Origin of the sequence: Micromonospora sp. URMC 107 (assembly GCF_051386315.1) — a bacterium.
In the GTDB taxonomy this organism is placed as follows: Bacteria; Actinomycetota; Actinomycetes; order Mycobacteriales; family Micromonosporaceae; genus Micromonospora.
Genome location: NZ_JBPQTK010000035.1, coordinates 17,480 through 32,728, shown reverse-complemented (window position 1 = coordinate 32,728; position 15,249 = coordinate 17,480). Strand labels below are relative to the sequence as shown.

Here is a 15,249-nt window from a genome sequence, read left to right as displayed (position 1 = left end):
GGGCCCCGCAGTCGCGAACCACGATGAACCGCCGGCTCGCCGCCCTGCTCGTACCCGTGCTGCTCGCCGTCGCCGGGTGCACCGCCGGCACCGAGGAGAAGGATCCGGGCCCGTCCGACCGGCAGAAGGCCGCCGCGAACCGGCCGTCGCCCTTCCAGGACTGCTCCGCCCTCGGTACTCCGCCCGCGTCCGCCCCGGCGTCCCCGTCCGGGGGCGGGGGGCAGGCGCTGCCCGAGCTGACCCTGAACTGCTTCACCGGCGGCGCTCCGGTCGCCCTCCGGGACCTGCGCGGGCCGGCGGTGGTCAACGTCTGGGCCTCCTGGTGCCCGCCCTGCCGCCAGGAGCTGCCCGCCTTCCAGCGGCTCAGTGAGCGCGCCGCCGGCCAGCTCCAGGTGATCGGGGTCAACAACCAGGACGGCCGGGAGGCGGCCCAGGCCATCGGGGAGGACTTCGGCATCCGCTTCCCGGTGTTGGTCGACCAGGGCGAGCGGCTGAAGCGGGAGCTGAACCGCAAGGCCATCCCCCTGACCGTCTTCGTCGACGGGCAGGGCCGCGTCCGGCACGTCGACTCCACCGGCGCCCTCGACGACGCCCGCCTGGCCGAACTGGTCCGCCAGCACCTCGGCGTGACGGTGCCGGCATGAGCGGCCCGCGACCGGCGGGGTGGGACGGTGCCGGCGTGAGCTGCCGGGCGCGGGCGGCGGGGCTTGACGGTGCCGGCGTGAGCCGCCGGCGGGGCGCGGGGGTGCGGGCGTGAGCCGGCGGCCCCCGGACTGGTTCGAACCGTTGCTGACCCGGCTCGGCAGCGCCCGCAGCGAGGACTTCACCCGGCTGGTCACCCCGGAGAGCGGGGGACGGGAGAGCGCGGTGCTGGTGCTGCTCGGCGAGGAGCCCGGCGCCGGCCCGGACGTGCTGGTCCTCCAGCGGGCGGCCACCCTGCGCAACCACGCCGGCCAGCCCGCCTTCCCCGGCGGCGCGGCCGACCCGGAGGACGCCGACGCCCGGGCGACCGCGCTGCGCGAGGCGAACGAGGAGGTCGACCTCGATCCGGCCAGCGTCACCGTCCTGGCCGAGCTGCCGAAGCTCTGGATCCCGGTCAGCGACTTCGTGGTCACCCCCGTGCTCGCCTGGTGGCACGCCCCGCACCCGGTGCACCCACGGGAGCCGGCCGAGGTGGCGCACGTGGCCCGGCTGCCGATCACCGAGCTGGTCGACCCGGCGAACCGGATGCGGGTCCGCCACCCGAGCGGCTGGATCGGTCCGGCCTTCTCGGCGCGCGGGATGCTGGTCTGGGGCTTCACCGCCGGGGTGCTGTCCGCCCTGCTGGAGATGGGCGGCTGGGCCCGGCCGTGGCCCCGCGACCGGGTCGTGGACCTGCCGCCGACCGGGGCCACCCCGGCGCCCTCGGCCGGCACCGACGCGGTCGACGAGACCCCGGTGCGCTGACCGGACGGTCACCTTCCGCAAGCGATGGTCATCTCGCGGGCCCGGTGCCCGTACGCTTGACGCGTGTCCGCCGTGGATCTCGTACTGCTGCTGCTCATGCTCGTGTTCGCGATCAGCGGATACCGCCAGGGCTTCGTCATCGGGGTGCTGTCGTTCTCCGGCTTCTTCCTGGGCGCGCTGGTGGGCCTCCAGCTGGGGCCGCTGCTGGCCCAGCAGTTCGTCGACAGCGGCACCCGGGTGCTGATCTCCCTGGTGGCGATCTTCGGGCTGGCGGTGGTCGGCCAGGCGCTCGCCGGCTGGCTCGGCTCCCACCTGCGCAAGACGATCACCAGCGATGTCGCCAAGCGGGTCGACGACGTCGGCGGGGCGTTCGTCTCGCTCTTCGCCGTGCTGCTGGTCGCCTGGCTCGTCGCGGTGCCGCTCGGCTCGTCGTCCCTGCCCTGGCTGGCCTCCTCGGTGCGCAACAGCGCGCTGCTGACCGTGGTCGACCGGGTCCTGCCCGACCAGGCGCAGAAGCTCTCCACGGCGCTGCGGGACACCGTCGACACCAACGGCTTCCCCGACGTCTTCGGCGACCTGGCCCCCACCCGGGCCCGGCAGGTCTCCCCGCCCGACCCGGCGCTCGCCGGCTCCCAGGTGGTGGTCAACAGCCAGCGCTCGGTGGTCAAGGTGCTCGGCTCCGCCCCGAGCTGTTCGCGCCGGATCGAGGGCTCCGGCTTCGTCTACGCCGACGACCGGGTGATGACCAACGCCCACGTCGTCGCCGGCACCCGTTCCACCGTCGTCGAGCTCAACGGCGACCGGTACGACAGCAAGGTGGTCGTCTACGACCCCGACCGGGACCTGGCCGTGCTGCACGTGCCGGGGCTGCCCGGCCCGTCGATGCGGTTCGCCGCCGGCAACGCGGGCAGCGGTGCGGACGCGATCGTGCTGGGCTTCCCGCTCGACGGGCCGTACAACGCCCAGTCGGCGCGGATCCGGGACGTCGACCGGATCACCGGGCCGGACATCTACTCCGGCGGCAACGTGACCCGGGAGGTCTACACGATCCGGGCGCTCGTGCAGAGCGGCAACTCCGGCGGCCCGCTGGTCTCCTCGAACGGGCTGGTCCTCGGGGTGATCTTCGCGGCGGCGGCCGACGACCCGAACACCGGCTTCGCGGTGACCGCGGCCGAGGCCCGCCCGGTCGCCCTGGCCGGCGCCGAACGCACCCGCGCCGTCGGCACCGGCGACTGCACCTGACGGGTCAGCTTCCCGCACCCGCCGGTCCGTGGCCCGCCGGCGGCGTCGGCCGGCCGGGCGGGGCGGCCCGCCAGACGGTGAGGGCGGCGGCGGTCGCGGCCACCACGGCCACGCCGAGCAGCCAGCCGGCCAGCACGTCGCTGGTCCAGTGCACGCCGAGGGCCACCCGGCTGAACCCGGTCACCAGGGCGAGCAGCAGGGCGGCCGTCCACACCACCCGGCGCGCGACCGGCCGGGCGTGCGGGAGGAACACCACCAGCAGCACCCCGGCGGCGAGGGCGGCGTTGAGTGCGTGCCCGGACGGGAAGGCCAGGCCGGGCGCCTCGGCCACCGGCTCGGGCAGGTCCGGCCGGGGCCGACCGACGAGCAGCTTGAGCAGCGGGCTGAGCAGGCCGCCGACCGCCATGGTGACGGCCACCCACACCGCCAGCTGCCGGGCACCCCGGTGAACCAGCCAGAGGACCAGGAGCAGGGCCCCGACGCGCAGCGGCATCGGGGCGAACACGTCGGTCCAGAGGGTCATCAGGCGTACCCACGCCGGGTGGTCGGCGGCGTAGCCGACCAGCGCGTCGGTGACCGCCGTGTCCAGCCGGCGCAGCGGTGCCCACTCTCCCAGGACCAGGACCGCCAGCAGCGTGAACGGCACCGCCACCAGGAACGCGGCGGCCGCGGCGAGGGTCAGCCGCAGGCCCCGGGCGTGGTCCGGGTGCAGGCGGCGGCCACGCCACGAGGGGCGCGGCGGGGCGGCGAGGGTACGCGGGCCGGAGGAACTCATGACACCCGTTGTACCCGCCACGCGGCCCGGACAGACCCGGTCCGGGGTCTTCCGCCCGGTCCGGGCCGGCCGCCCGGGCCGGTCTCCCGTCGCGGGGCGGTGACGGTTCCCTCCGGGAGGGCGCCGGCGGCTCAGTGTGCCGGGGGGCGACGCCACGTTCCGGCGGCGCGCCGGGGCGAGGCCAGCGGGGTCCACCGGCGGAACCGGCGCACCATCAGCGCCGCCCCGGCCAGCAGGGCGACGAGGAACGCGGCCCCGGTCCAGAGCTGCTCCGGCGTGGTGTCCTCGTGCGCGCCCGCCGGCTGCGCCGCCCACCGGGACTGCTGGCGCGGCACGGTGAAGCCGCGCGGGTCGCCGCCGACCCCCGCGACGTCGGGCTGCGCCGACCCGGGCGCCGGGCCGAACCCGACCACGCCGGGCGAGGACTGGTCGTCCAGCGGGTTGCGGCCCACCGGGCCGACCTCGGCGTCCAGCGCGGCGACCGGGTCGACCATCCCGTAGCCGAAGCGGTCGTCCCGGCCGGTCGGACCGATGTCGCGGGCGGTGGTGAGCAGCCGGTTGACGACGTCGCCGGCGGACATCTCCGGGTAGCGGGCCCGCACCAGCGCGGCGGTGGCGGCGACCAGCGGCGCCGCGAAGCTGGTGCCCTGCACCCGCCAGTAGCCGCCCGGCCGGGCCCCGACCAGGCCGGTCGCGGGGGCGGTGAGCACGGTGGCCCGCCCGGTGATCGAACCGGACCAGAGGTTGTCGCTGTCGCGCTCCGACCCGGCGACCGCGATGACGCCCGGCTCACGGGCCGGGTACCAGACCTTCGTGTTGGACGAGTTGCCCACGTTGCCGGTGCAGGCGACCACGACGACGTCCCGGACGAAGGCGTAGTCGAGCGCCGCCGCCAGGGCGGGGCTGTCGCCGCTGCCGCCGAGGGACAGGTTGATCACGCGGGCGCCGTTGTCGACGGCCCAGCGCACACCCTTGGCGACGATCAGCGCGTCGTCGTAGCGGTTCTCGGCGTCGAGGACGCGGACCGGGAGGATCCGCGCGTCCGGCGCCAGGCCGACGGCCCCCCGCGCGTCGTCGTTGCGGCCGGCGATCAGCCCGGCGACGGTGGTGCCGTGGCCGACCGGATCGGGGTCGCCGGCCGCGCCCCGGGCAGCGACCAGGTCGAGGCCGGGCAGCACCTGGCCGGCCAGGTCGGGATGGGCGGCGTCCACACCGGAGTCGATCACCGCGACGGTGACCCCCCGCCCGGTCGAGCTGCGCCACGCGGTCTTCGCCCGCAACACGTCGAGCTGCCACTGCTCGTCGCGGACCTGGTCGGGGCGGTTCTTGCCGTCGGGTGCCGCGAGCGCCACCGGGACGACGGCGGCCGGCTGGTGGAGGGCCGGCCGGGCGGGCTGCCGGGGGGCGGCGTCGGCCGCCGTGACCGGTCCCGCGACCGACACGACGACGGCCGTCACACCGAGCAACGTACGTCCGGCGAGCCGCCGAGCCGCTGGCGGACAGCTGTGCCGCACGGTCGTCACTCCCTCAGACATTCATCGCGACGCAAACATGACGATCGGAGATTACCGGTTCCCCGCCGCCTTGCGGGGCGTTCCGGGGACACCGGTCACGGCGGGGGCAGATGGGCCAGCTGGACCAGGCGTACGCCCTCGCGGCGGGTGACCAGCCGGCCGCGTCCCGGGGGCAGCGGGCCGGGCCTGACCGGGCCGACCAGCGCCCCCTCCTCCGGGCTGCCCGCCATCACCAGCCCCGCCGTGGAGAGCTCGCGCAGGCGCTGCACGAGCGGCTCGTACTGGGCCCGGCCGGCTCCGCCCGAGCGGCGGGCGAGCACCAGGTGCAGCCCGACGTCCCGGGCGTGCGGCAGGTGCTCCTCCAGGGCGCGCAGCGGGTTGGACGGCCCGCTGGCCACCAGGTCGTAGTCGTCGACGAGCACGAACAGCTCCGGCCCGGACCACCACGTCCGCTGCCGCAGCTGCGCGGGCGTCACGTCGGGGCCGGGCACCCGGGCCGCCATGTAGCCGGCGGCGGACTCGATCAGGTCGGTGGTGTGCGCCGCGGCGGAGCCGTACCCGATCAGGTGCGGCGACGCCGACTCGGTCAGGTCCGCCAGGCTGCGGCGGTAGTCGACCAGGATCACCCGGGCCTGCTCGGGGGTGAACCGGGTCATGATCGAGGTGGCCAGCGCGCGCAGGAACGACGACTTGCCGCACTCGGCGTCGCCGAAGACCACGAAGTGCGGCTCGGTGGCGAAGTCCAGCACCACCGGGCGCAGGTCGGCCTCGGCGATCCCCACCGGGATCCGCAGGCCGGTGGTCGTGGCCAGGTCCAACTCGGCGTACGGGAGCACCGGCGGGAGCAGCCGCACCGGCGGCGCGACCGGGCCGGCCCAGCCCTCGGCGGCCTGCTTGATGAGGTCCGTCGTGTCCCCGCCGGCGGCGGCCAGCTGCGGCAGCGCGGTGAGGAAGTGCAGGCTCTCCGCCGTGACGCCCCGGCCGGGGGTCTTCTCCGGCACGTTCGCCGCCGCCCGGCGGGCCACCAACGAGTCGGCCGGGTCGCCCAGGCGCAGCTCCAGCCGGGAACCGAAGAGGTCCCGGATCGCCGGCCGGAAGTCCAGCCAACGCACCGCCGTCGCCACCACGTGCACCCCGTACGACAGGCCGCGGGTGGCCAGGTCGGTGATGAGCGGCTCCAGGTCGTCGTACTCGCCGCGCAGGGTGGCCCAGCCGTCCACCACCAGGAACACGTCGCCGAACGGGTCGGTCCCGGGCTGGCCGGTGTGCGCCAGCGCGGCCCGGCGCTGCCGCCAGGCGGCCATCGACTCCACGCCCAGCTCGGCGAAGCGCTGTTCCCGGTCGACCAGCAGGGTGGCGATCTCGCCGACCGTACGCCGGACGGCCGTCGGGTCGGCGCGGCCGGTGACCCCGCCGACGTGCGGCAGGTCGCGCAGCGCGGCCAGCCCGCCGCCGCCGAAGTCGAGGCAGTAGACCTGCACCTCGGCCGGAGTGTGGGTGAGCGCCAGGGCGCAGACCAGCGTGCGCAGCGCGGTCGACTTGCCGCTCTGCGGGCCGCCGACCACCGCGAGGTGGCCGGCGGCGCCGTCCAGCGCCAGCCAGAGCAGGTCGCGGCGCTGCTCGAAGGGCTTGTCGACCACCGCGACCGGCACCTGGAGCGCGCCGTGCAGCTCCGGGTTGCCGAAGGCGAGACCGCGCGCCGGGTCGACGCCGACCGGCCCGAGCAGCTCGTCCAGCGCCGGCGCCCGGCCGAGCGGGGGGAGCCAGACCTGGTGGGCGGGCGGCCCCTGCCCGGCCAGCCGGTCGACCATCAGCTCCAGCAGGCTCTCCGTGCCGCCCTCGTCGGCCGTGGCGGCCAGGGCGGGCGGCCCGACCGGCTCCGGCTTGGGCACGAGGTGGGTGGAGAAGGAGAGCAGGCGCGGGGCCCCGGCGCCGCCCGCGCCCGGGGCCGCACCGCGCCGGCGCAGCGCCCCCGAGACGTACGCGGCCTTGAACCGCACCAACGGCTCGGTGCCGAAGCGCAGGTAGCCGTGGCCCGGGGAGCGGGGCAGCTCGTGCGCGTCGGGCACCCCGAGCACCGTGCGGGACTCCAGCGCCGAGAAGGTCCGCAGCCCGATCCGGTACGACAGGTGGGTGTCCAGCCCGCGCAGCCGACCCTCCTCCAGCCGCTGCGAGGCCAGCAGCAGGTGTACGCCGAGTGACCGGCCCAGCCGGCCGATCTGCACGAACAGGTCGATGAAGTCGGGCTTGGCCGACAGCAGCTCGGAGAACTCGTCGCAGATCAGCAGCAGCGACGGCAGCGGGGCGAGCGGCGTGCCGGCGGCGCGGGCCCGCTCGTAGTCGCGCAGGCTGGCGAAGTTGCCGGCCCGGCGCAGCAGCTCCTGGCGGCGGACCAGCTCGCCGTTGATGGCGTCGACCATCCGGTCGACCAGCGGCAGCGCGTCGGCCAGGTTGGTGATCACCGCGGCGGTGTGCGGCAGCCGGTCGAAGGAGGCGAAGGTCGCGCCGCCCTTGAAGTCGATCAGCACGAAGTTGAGCTGCTCCGAGCTGTGCGTGGCGGCCAGCCCGAGCACCAGCGTGCGCAGCAGCTCGGACTTGCCGGAGCCGGTCGCGCCGATCAGCAGGCCGTGCGGCCCCATCCCGTCCTGCGCCGACTCCTTCAGGTCCAGTTCGATGGCGCCGCCGTCGGTGCCCACCCCGATCGGCACCCGCAGCCGCTCCCGGGCGGACCGGGGCGCCCACCCCTGCTCGGCGGTGAAGCTCTCCGGGTCGCCGAGACCGAGCAGCTCGGGCAGGCCCAGCTCGGCGCCCGGCGGGGCGTCCGGGCCGCGGGCCGCCGTGGCCAGCCGCAGCGGGGCCAGCCGCCGGGCGACGGCCTCCGCGTCGACGAGGTCCAGCCGGTCCGCCGTACCCACCTCGGCGTGCCCCTGAGCCGAGTGGGAGTGCAGCCGGCCGCCGCGTAGCTCGAGCAGCAGCGCGAACCGGTCCAGCAGGCGCGGTGGCGGGGTCTCCAGGTCGATGATCGTGACGGCGTCGATGCCGCCGTCGCCGGTCAGGTCGGTGGCCCCGGTCAGGTCACCCCCGTCGAGCACCACCACCACGTGCGGGCCGTCGGTGGCCGGGCCGGCGGGGCTGAATCGGGACCGGCTGGCGAGCACCTCGTCCAGCAGCCCCTCCAGCTCGGCCCCCGCGCTGGTGACCAGCCGGACCGGGCCGAGCGCGTCGGTGCGGGTGGGGTGGTGGGCGTGCGGGAGCCACTTGACCCACTCCCAGGCGGCCCGTCGTTCCGGCCCGGCGCAGACGGCGACGAGCAGCTCGTCCGGGGCGTGGAAGACCGCGAGCTGGGCGAGCATCGCCCGGGCCAACGCCTGGGCGGCGGGTCCGTCGCCGTCGTGGGCCGGGCCGGCGGTGGCGTCCCGCACGAAGACCCGGGCGAAGCTGCGCAGCGAGAGCGCCACCGGCAGGTCGGGCACCACGGAGTACGCGTCCAGGAAGCGGCGCAGCGCGCCGGCGGTCATCGGTTCCAGCTCCTCCAGCGGGCGGGTGACCGGGGGGACCAGCGGCGTGGCGAGGGTCTGCGGGCCGACGGCGACCCGGACCACCGCGAAGTCCGGGTCGGTGGGGCGGCGTTCCCAGACCCGGTGGCTGTCCACCGTCGACCAGAGCCGGCCGGGATCCGGGTGCCGGTAGTAGAGCCCGGCGCGCTGCTGTCCGGCGGTCTGCCGGACCCGGCGCCGCAGCACGGTCAGGTGTCGCAGGTAGTCCCGCCGCGCGGCCATCATCTCCGACTTCTTCGGGGTGCCGGAGGCGCTGCCCCACGAGGTCACCAGCATGGCCAGCGAGGAGAGCCCGAACATCCCGCCGACCACGTAGGAGTACGCGCCCCCGCCGCGGCCGAACATCATCGCCATCGCCACGGTGCCGCCGAGCATGGGCAGCACCATGAGCAGTTGCTGCCAGCGCCCGCCGGCGACGGCGGGGATCTCCGGTGGCGCGTCCACCGGCAGCTCACCCACCGGGATCTCCGGCGCCGGTCGGCGGGGTGGCCGCTTGATGACGACAGTGGACACTCGACCTCCTGACAGCGCTCGGTAACCCGAGCCTGGCTCATGGTAGGTAAAGTCCTGTCGTCCGCGCAGCCACCGACCCCGCCGGAGATGGAGATCAGTCGATGACGATCGGGCTGGCCCGGGTGACCATCAGCGCCCCCCAGCGGCGGGTGGACGTCGCACTGCCCGAGCAGGTGCCCCTGGCCGAGCTGCTGCCCGAGGTGCTGCGGCACGCCGGCGAGGGGCTCGCCGACGACGGCGAACGGCACGGCGGCTGGGTGCTGCGGCGCACCGACGGGGCGGTGCTGGCCACCGCCCAGGCGCTGCTGCCCCAGGGGGTCCGCGACGGCGAGGTGCTGCACCTCGTGCCGGCCCGCGCACAGTGGCCCGAGCTGGAGTACGACGACGTGGCCGAGGCGATCGCCGACGGCGCCCGGCGGCGCGGCGGGGCGTGGTCACCCGCCGCCACCCGGGCCGCCGCCCTGGCCGGGGCCGCCGTGCCGCTGGCCGTCGGGCTGCTCGCCGTGACGGCCGGTGGGCCGGCGCACGAGGCGGCCTGGCCGGCCGCCGCCGTGGTGGCGCTCCTGCTCACCCTCGCCGGAGTGGTGGCGTCCCGCGCCCACGCCGACGGGCCGGCCGGCGCGACCCTGGGCGGCTACGCCCTGCCGTACGCGGCGGCGGCGGGCGCGCTCGCGGTCAGCTCCGGCGACCCGGTCGGGCCGGTACCGGGGCTGCGCTGGATCGGCGCGCCCGAGCTGCTGGCCGGGTCGGTGGCGCTGCTGCTGGTGTCGGTGCTCGGGCTGGTCGGCGTCGCCACCCGGCTCCGGGTATTCGTGGCGGGCGCCACCGCCGGGTTCGCCGGCGCGCTGGCCGCCCTGGGCGGGCTGCTGCTCAGCCCGGCCGGCACGGCGGCGGTCCTGCTCTGCCTGCTGGTCTTCGCCGTGGGGGCGATCCCGCTGCTGGCCATCCGGCTCGGCAAGGTGCCGCTGCCCCCGATCACCCTGCCCACCGACGAACCGGGCGGCGCCGACCGGGCCCGCGACCTGCCCGACCGGGACCGGGTCTACGCGGCGGTGGCGCGTACCGAGGAGATGCTCACCGGGATGCTGCTCGGGCACGCCGTGCTGGCGGTCGCCGCCGCGGTGGTGCTGGGCCTCTCCGGCGGGACGGCCGGCCGGCTGCTGGTGGCGGTCGCGGCGGCGGTGCTGCTGCTCCGCTCCCGGCTGTTCGTGTCCCTGCGCCACCGGGTGCCGACCGTCGCCGCCGGCCTCGCCGGGTACGCCGTGCTCGGCGCGGTGCTCGTCGACCGGTCCGGCCCGACCGGCCGCCTCGCGCTGGTCGTCGGCGGGCTGGCGCTGGCCCTCGTGGCGGTCTCAGCCGGCACCACGTACGCCCGCCGGCCGGTCTCCCCGTACGTCGGCCGGATCGCGGACCTGACCGACACCGCCCTGGTGGTGTCGCTGGTGCCCGTCGCCTGCGCGGTGCTCGACCTGTACGAACGGGCCCGGGGGCTGCTCGGCTGAGCGGCCCCCGGGCCCGTCGGTGGTCTGTGCCGGGTCAGTGCGCGGACTCGCCGCGCGCCTCGGCCTCCTTGGCGCGCCGGTACGACGCCACGATCTCCGCCTCGGCCTCGATGCGCCCCACCCACGTGGCGCCCTCGACCGACTTGCCGGGCTCCAGGTCCTTGTAGACCTCGAAGAAGTGCTGGATCTCCAGCCGGTCGAACTCGCCGAGGTGGTGGATGTCGCGCAGGTGCTCCTGGCGCGGGTCCTCGTAGGGCACGCAGAGGACCTTGTCGTCGCCGCCCTTCTCGTCCGTCATCCGGAACATGCCGATGGTGCGGCACCGGATCAGGCAGCCCGGGAAGGTGGGCTCGGGGACCAGCACGAGCGCGTCCAGCGGGTCGCCGTCCTCGCCCAGCGTCCCCTCGATGAAGCCGTAGTCGGCCGGGTACTGCGTGGAGGTGAAGAGGGTGCGGTCCAGCCGGATCCGGCCGGTCGCGTGGTCGACCTCGTACTTGTTGCGGTGACCCTTGGGGATCTCAACCGTCACGTCGAAATCCATCTGCACGCTCCCTCGTTTGCCCACGCTGGCCAACGGAAACCAGCGGCACGCCGCTCCGCACGGGTGAATGCCCACCCGCGGGCTCCGGCCGCCGCATAGTGTTCGGACCGAAGTAGTGTCACCCAAGCAGATTTTCGCGGGGCGAGGAGGGGGCCGTGGGGAGGGAAGATTCACACTACCGCCCGGATGCCGGTGCTGGACGGGGTACCGGGGGATCTGCTTCCGGCGGGGCGACCGGGCGGTTCCCGGTGCCCGACGCCCACGTTCCGCGCCCGCCCGCGTCCCCGGGCGACCGTGACCTGACACCCGGCCCGCCCCCGGTCAGCGGCGTCCCGGCGGGCAGCGGCGTCCCGGCCGGTGCCGGCGTCCCGGCGGGCAGCGGCGGCCAGGTTGGTTCGGCCGGCCAGGACCCCCGGCTGCCGGCGACCGACCTCTGGGCCGCCGCCGCGACCCGGCCCGCCGGTGGGCCGGGCGCCCCGGGCCCCGTCGGGTCGCCCGCGCCGGCTCCCCGCCGCCGCCGGACCCTGCCCGTCGTGCTGGCTGCGGTGCTCGTGCTGGTGCTGGCGGCCGTCGGGATCGCCGTGGTCCGCCCGGGACCGGTGGCGGACTGGCTGGGCGACGAGCCCGCCGGCCGGGGGACCGCCGCGACGGCGGCGGAACCGGCGCCCGCGGCGGTCCTGGCCGGCGCGGACGCGAACGCGCCGATGCCCACCCCCGAGGGCGTACGCGCCGCGCTCGCCCCGCTCGTCGGCGTGCCCGCCCTCGGCGACCGGGTGCACGTGTCGGTGGCCGACGTGGCCACCGGCCAGCCGCTCTTCGGCCGGGGCGAGGACGACGGCACGGTGCCCGCCTCGGTGACCAAGCTGGTCACCGGGGTCACGGTGCTCGCCGCGCGCGGTCCGGCGTACCGCATCCCGACCCGGGCGGTGGCCGGCGCGACCCCGGGCGAGGTGGTGATCGTCGGCGGTGGCGACCCCACGCTGGCCGTCGACAAGAAGGGCTTCTACCCGGGCGCGGCCCGCCTGGACGACCTCGCCGCCCAGGTGCGCGCGGCCCTCGGCGGCACGAAGCCGACGAAGGTGACCGTCGACTCGTCGCTCTACTCCGGCCCGGTCTTCGAGCCGGGTTGGGACGACGACATCCCCACCGGCGGCTACGGCGGCGCGATCACGGCGCTGATGACCGACGGGGCCCGCAGCGACGTGACGCGCGCGAAGAAGGACGAGGCGGCCGGCAACCACTGGGCCGAGCGGGTACCCCAACCGGATCTCGCGGCCGGCCGGGCCTTCGCCCGGCTGCTCGGTGTGCCGGCCGGCGCGGTCGCGCGCGGCACCGCCCCCGCCGCTGGTGCCGCCACCCCGGGGCCCGGCGCCGAGCTGGGCAGGGTCGAGTCGCTGCCGATGGTCCGGCTGGTCGACATCATGATCAGTGACAGCGACAACATCGTCGCCGAGGCGCTGGCCCGGCAGGTCGCGCTGGCCCGCGACCAGCCCGCCTCGTTCGTCGGGGCCGGCGCGGCGATGGACGCGGTGGCCGGGGAGCTCGGCCTGCCGGCCGACGAACTCACCCTCGCCGATGGCAGCGGCCTGTCGCGCAGCAACCGGATCAGCCCCTCGCTGCTCACCGACCTGATCGCGCTCGCCGGCGACGGCAGCCGCCCCGAGCTGGCCGCGATCTTCGGCGGTCTGCCCGTCGCCGACTGGTCCGGCACCCTCGCCGACCGTTACGAGACGGCGGCGACGAAGGCCGGCGCCGGGGTGGTCCGGGCCAAGACCGGAACGTTGACCAAGGTGCACGCCGTCGCCGGCGTGGTCAGCACGGCCGACGGGCGGCTGCTCACCTTCGCGGTGCTCACCGACGCGGTGCCTCCGGACGGGCTGACGGCCGCCCGGGGCGCGCTGGACCGGATCGGCGCCGCGCTGGCCGGCTGCGGCTGCCGCTGACCGGCGCCTCGCGGGACGGGCGTCGGGCGGGACGGGCGTCGATCGCCCGGCGCGAGCCCGGGCCGGGGTGTCGCGGCGCGGGTACGGTGGGGTGCATGGCGCAGTTCGTGGACTGGGATCTGGCCGCCGCGACCGCGGGGGCGCTGAGCAAGTCGGGCCCCCGGGTGTCGTACACCGAGGCCACCGACGTGGTCGGTGACCTGCGGCGGTTGACCGACGAGGCGGCGGGGCACGTGGCGGACTACACGGGTCTCCGCTCGCAGGTGTCCCACCCGCCCGTGCGGGTGGTCGACCGGCGGGACTGGGCGGCGACCAACATCGCCGGGCTGCGCGAGGTGATCACCCCGCTGGTCGGCCGGCTCACCAAGGACAAGCAGCCGAGTGCGCTGACCGAGGCGATCGGCTCCCGGGTCACCGGCGTGCAGGCCGGCACCGTGCTGGCCTACCTCTCCGGTCGGGTCCTCGGCCAGTACGAGGTCTTCTCCGCCGACCCGGGGCAGCTGCTGCTGGTCGCGCCGAACATCGTCGAGGTGGAGCGCAAGCTGGGGGCCGACCCGCGGGACTTCCGGCTCTGGGTCTGCCTGCACGAGGTGACCCACCGCACCCAGTTCACCGCCGTGCCGTGGATGCGGGCGTACTTCCTCAGCGAGGTGCAGGCCTTCGTGGACGCGTCGTCCGGCGGCGGCGAGCACCTGCTGGAGCGGCTGCGCAGGGGCGTGGCCACCCTCTCGGACGCGGTGAAGGACCCGGAGAGCCGCACCAGCGTGCTGGACATCGTCCAGACCCCGGCGCAGCGGGCCGTGCTGGACCGGCTCACCGCGCTGATGACCCTGCTCGAGGGACACGCCGAGTTCGTCATGGACGGCGTCGGACCGCAGGTGGTCCCGAGCGTCGACCGGATCCGGGCGGCGTTCAACCGGCGCCGGGAGGCCGGCAACCCGCTGGAGAAGGCGATCCGCCGGCTGCTCGGCATCGAGGTCAAGATGCGCCAGTACGCCGAGGGCCGCAAGTTCGTGCACGGCGTGGTCGACCGGGTCGGCATGGAGGGCTTCAACAAGATCTTCGGCTCGCCGCTCACCCTGCCCCGGCTGGAGGAGCTCGGCGACCCGGACGCCTGGGTGGCGCGGGTGCACGGGCCGGTCGGCCCGGCCCCGACCGCCGGCTGACCGCACGCCCGTGGCCGCGCTCGCCCCGCCGGTGGCCGCGATCCGGGTGGCGGTCCGCCGCGCGCTGGCCGACCTGCCGCCCGGGGGGCCGGTGCTGGTCGCCTGCTCGGGCGGCGCGGACTCGCTCGCGCTGGCCGCCGCCACCGCGTTCGTGGCGCCCCGGCTGGGCCGCGCCGCCGGCCTGGTGACCGTCGACCACGGCCTCCAGGAGGGGTCGGCGCAGCGGGCGGCGGCGGTGGTGGCGTGGGCCCGCGGGATCGGCCTGGCGCCGGTCGAGTCGGTGCGGGTCGAGGTGGCCGGGCGACCGGGCGGGCCCGAGGCGGCCGCCCGCGAGGCCCGCTACCGGGCGCTCGCCGACGTGGCCGACCGGCTCGGGGCGGCGGCCCTGCTCACCGGGCACACCCGCGACGACCAGGCGGAGACCGTGCTGCTCGCGCTCGCCCGGGGCGCCGGCCCGCGCGGCCTGGCCGGGATGCCCGCCCGGCGGGACCTCGACGGGGTGCCGCTGCTGCGCCCGCTGCTGGAGGTCGGCCGGGAGCAGACCCGCACGGCGTGCGCGGTGCTCGGGCTGAGCCCCTGGGAGGACCCACACAACGCCGACCCGTCGTACGCCCGGTCCCGGGTCCGCGCCGACCTGCTGCCCGCCCTGGTCCGCGCGCTCGGGCCGGGGGTGCTGGACAACCTGGCCCGGACCGCCCGGCTGGTGGCGGCGGACAACGCCGTCCTCGACGAGCTGGCCGCCGCCGCGCTGGCCGACGTCCGCCACCCCGACGGCGGGCTCGCGGTGCGAGGGCTCGCCGATCTCGCGCCCGCGGTGCGTGGCCGGGTGCTGCACGCCTGGGCCCGGGAGTTGGGCGTTCCGCCCGCCGCCCTGTCGCACCGGCACGTGACCGCCCTGGACACGCTGGTCACCGGCTGGCGGGGGCAGGGGGCGGCGCACCTGCCGGGCGGGTTGCGGGTGCTGCGCCGCGACGGCCGGCTCGCCGCCATCGACCCCCGCTGATCCACCCGCCGGGAAACGGGGGCCCGTTCCGGGGCCGCGGGATCCGC

General features: G+C 76.6%; 11 protein-coding genes. 7 read left to right on the top strand and 4 right to left on the bottom strand.

The genetic code is table 11. From position 1 onward, the window contains the following. The first annotated feature begins 23 nt into the window (after window positions 1–23). The 3 genes from ACSNN9_RS11195 to ACSNN9_RS11185 all read left to right on the top strand — a co-directional run bounded on the left by ACSNN9_RS11195 (window position 24) and on the right by ACSNN9_RS11185 (window position 2,688). Window positions 24–644 (top strand): TlpA family protein disulfide reductase, encoded by a 621-nt coding sequence (locus ACSNN9_RS11195; RefSeq protein ID WP_358089548.1) that lies wholly within the window; start codon window positions 24–26, stop codon window positions 642–644. Window positions 645–753: 109 nt separating this feature from the next. Further along, on the top strand, window positions 754–1,446 hold the full coding sequence (locus ACSNN9_RS11190) for an NUDIX hydrolase (protein ID WP_436672954.1): 693 nt from the start codon (window positions 754–756) through the stop codon (window positions 1,444–1,446). A 63-nt stretch (window positions 1,447–1,509) separates the two neighbouring features. Further along, window positions 1,510–2,688, top strand: a complete 1,179-nt coding sequence (locus tag ACSNN9_RS11185) for a MarP family serine protease (RefSeq protein WP_436672953.1) — start codon at window positions 1,510–1,512, stop codon at window positions 2,686–2,688. A 4-nt stretch (window positions 2,689–2,692) separates the two neighbouring features. Here ACSNN9_RS11185 and ACSNN9_RS11180 read toward each other — a convergent pair whose 3' ends face one another. From ACSNN9_RS11180 to eccCa, 3 genes are all read right to left on the bottom strand, one after another. After that, complete coding sequence (locus tag ACSNN9_RS11180; RefSeq protein WP_436672952.1) at window positions 2,693–3,463, bottom strand: phosphatase PAP2 family protein; 771 nt, start codon at window positions 3,461–3,463, stop codon at window positions 2,693–2,695. Between the two features lie 131 nt (window positions 3,464–3,594). After that, window positions 3,595–4,998, bottom strand: coding sequence for a type VII secretion-associated serine protease mycosin (gene mycP, locus ACSNN9_RS11175; protein WP_436672951.1), 1,404 nt, complete (start codon window positions 4,996–4,998; stop codon window positions 3,595–3,597). 74 nt (window positions 4,999–5,072) lie between these two features. After that, complete coding sequence (gene eccCa / locus ACSNN9_RS11170; protein WP_436672950.1) at window positions 5,073–9,047, bottom strand: type VII secretion protein EccCa; 3,975 nt, start codon at window positions 9,045–9,047, stop codon at window positions 5,073–5,075. 101 nt (window positions 9,048–9,148) lie between these two features. Here eccCa and eccD point away from each other — a divergent pair, with 101 nt between their 5' ends. After that, window positions 9,149–10,549 carry a type VII secretion integral membrane protein EccD gene (eccD, locus tag ACSNN9_RS11165; RefSeq protein WP_436672949.1) on the top strand — a complete coding sequence of 467 codons (1,401 nt, stop codon included), beginning with the start codon at window positions 9,149–9,151 and terminating at the stop codon, window positions 10,547–10,549. Between the two features lie 34 nt (window positions 10,550–10,583). On the opposite strand, the gene ACSNN9_RS11160 is transcribed toward eccD, so the two are convergent. After that, window positions 10,584–11,090 (bottom strand): inorganic diphosphatase, encoded by a 507-nt coding sequence (locus ACSNN9_RS11160; RefSeq protein WP_436672948.1) that lies wholly within the window; start codon window positions 11,088–11,090, stop codon window positions 10,584–10,586. A gap of 248 nt (window positions 11,091–11,338) precedes the next feature. Between ACSNN9_RS11160 and dacB the strand changes: the two genes are divergently transcribed. The 3 genes from dacB (at window position 11,339) to tilS (ending at window position 15,202) form a co-directional block, all read left to right on the top strand. Beyond that, window positions 11,339–13,033: a D-alanyl-D-alanine carboxypeptidase/D-alanyl-D-alanine endopeptidase gene (dacB, locus tag ACSNN9_RS11155; RefSeq protein WP_436672947.1), complete on the top strand. Its 1,695-nt coding sequence runs from the start codon at window positions 11,339–11,341 to the stop codon at window positions 13,031–13,033. Between the two features lie 95 nt (window positions 13,034–13,128). Further along, on the top strand, window positions 13,129–14,199 hold the full coding sequence (locus ACSNN9_RS11150; RefSeq protein WP_436672946.1) for a zinc-dependent metalloprotease: 1,071 nt from the start codon (window positions 13,129–13,131) through the stop codon (window positions 14,197–14,199). A gap of 10 nt (window positions 14,200–14,209) precedes the next feature. Beyond that, complete coding sequence (gene tilS / locus ACSNN9_RS11145; protein ID WP_436672945.1) at window positions 14,210–15,202, top strand: tRNA lysidine(34) synthetase TilS; 993 nt, start codon at window positions 14,210–14,212, stop codon at window positions 15,200–15,202. Window positions 15,203–15,249 lie beyond the last annotated feature (47 nt).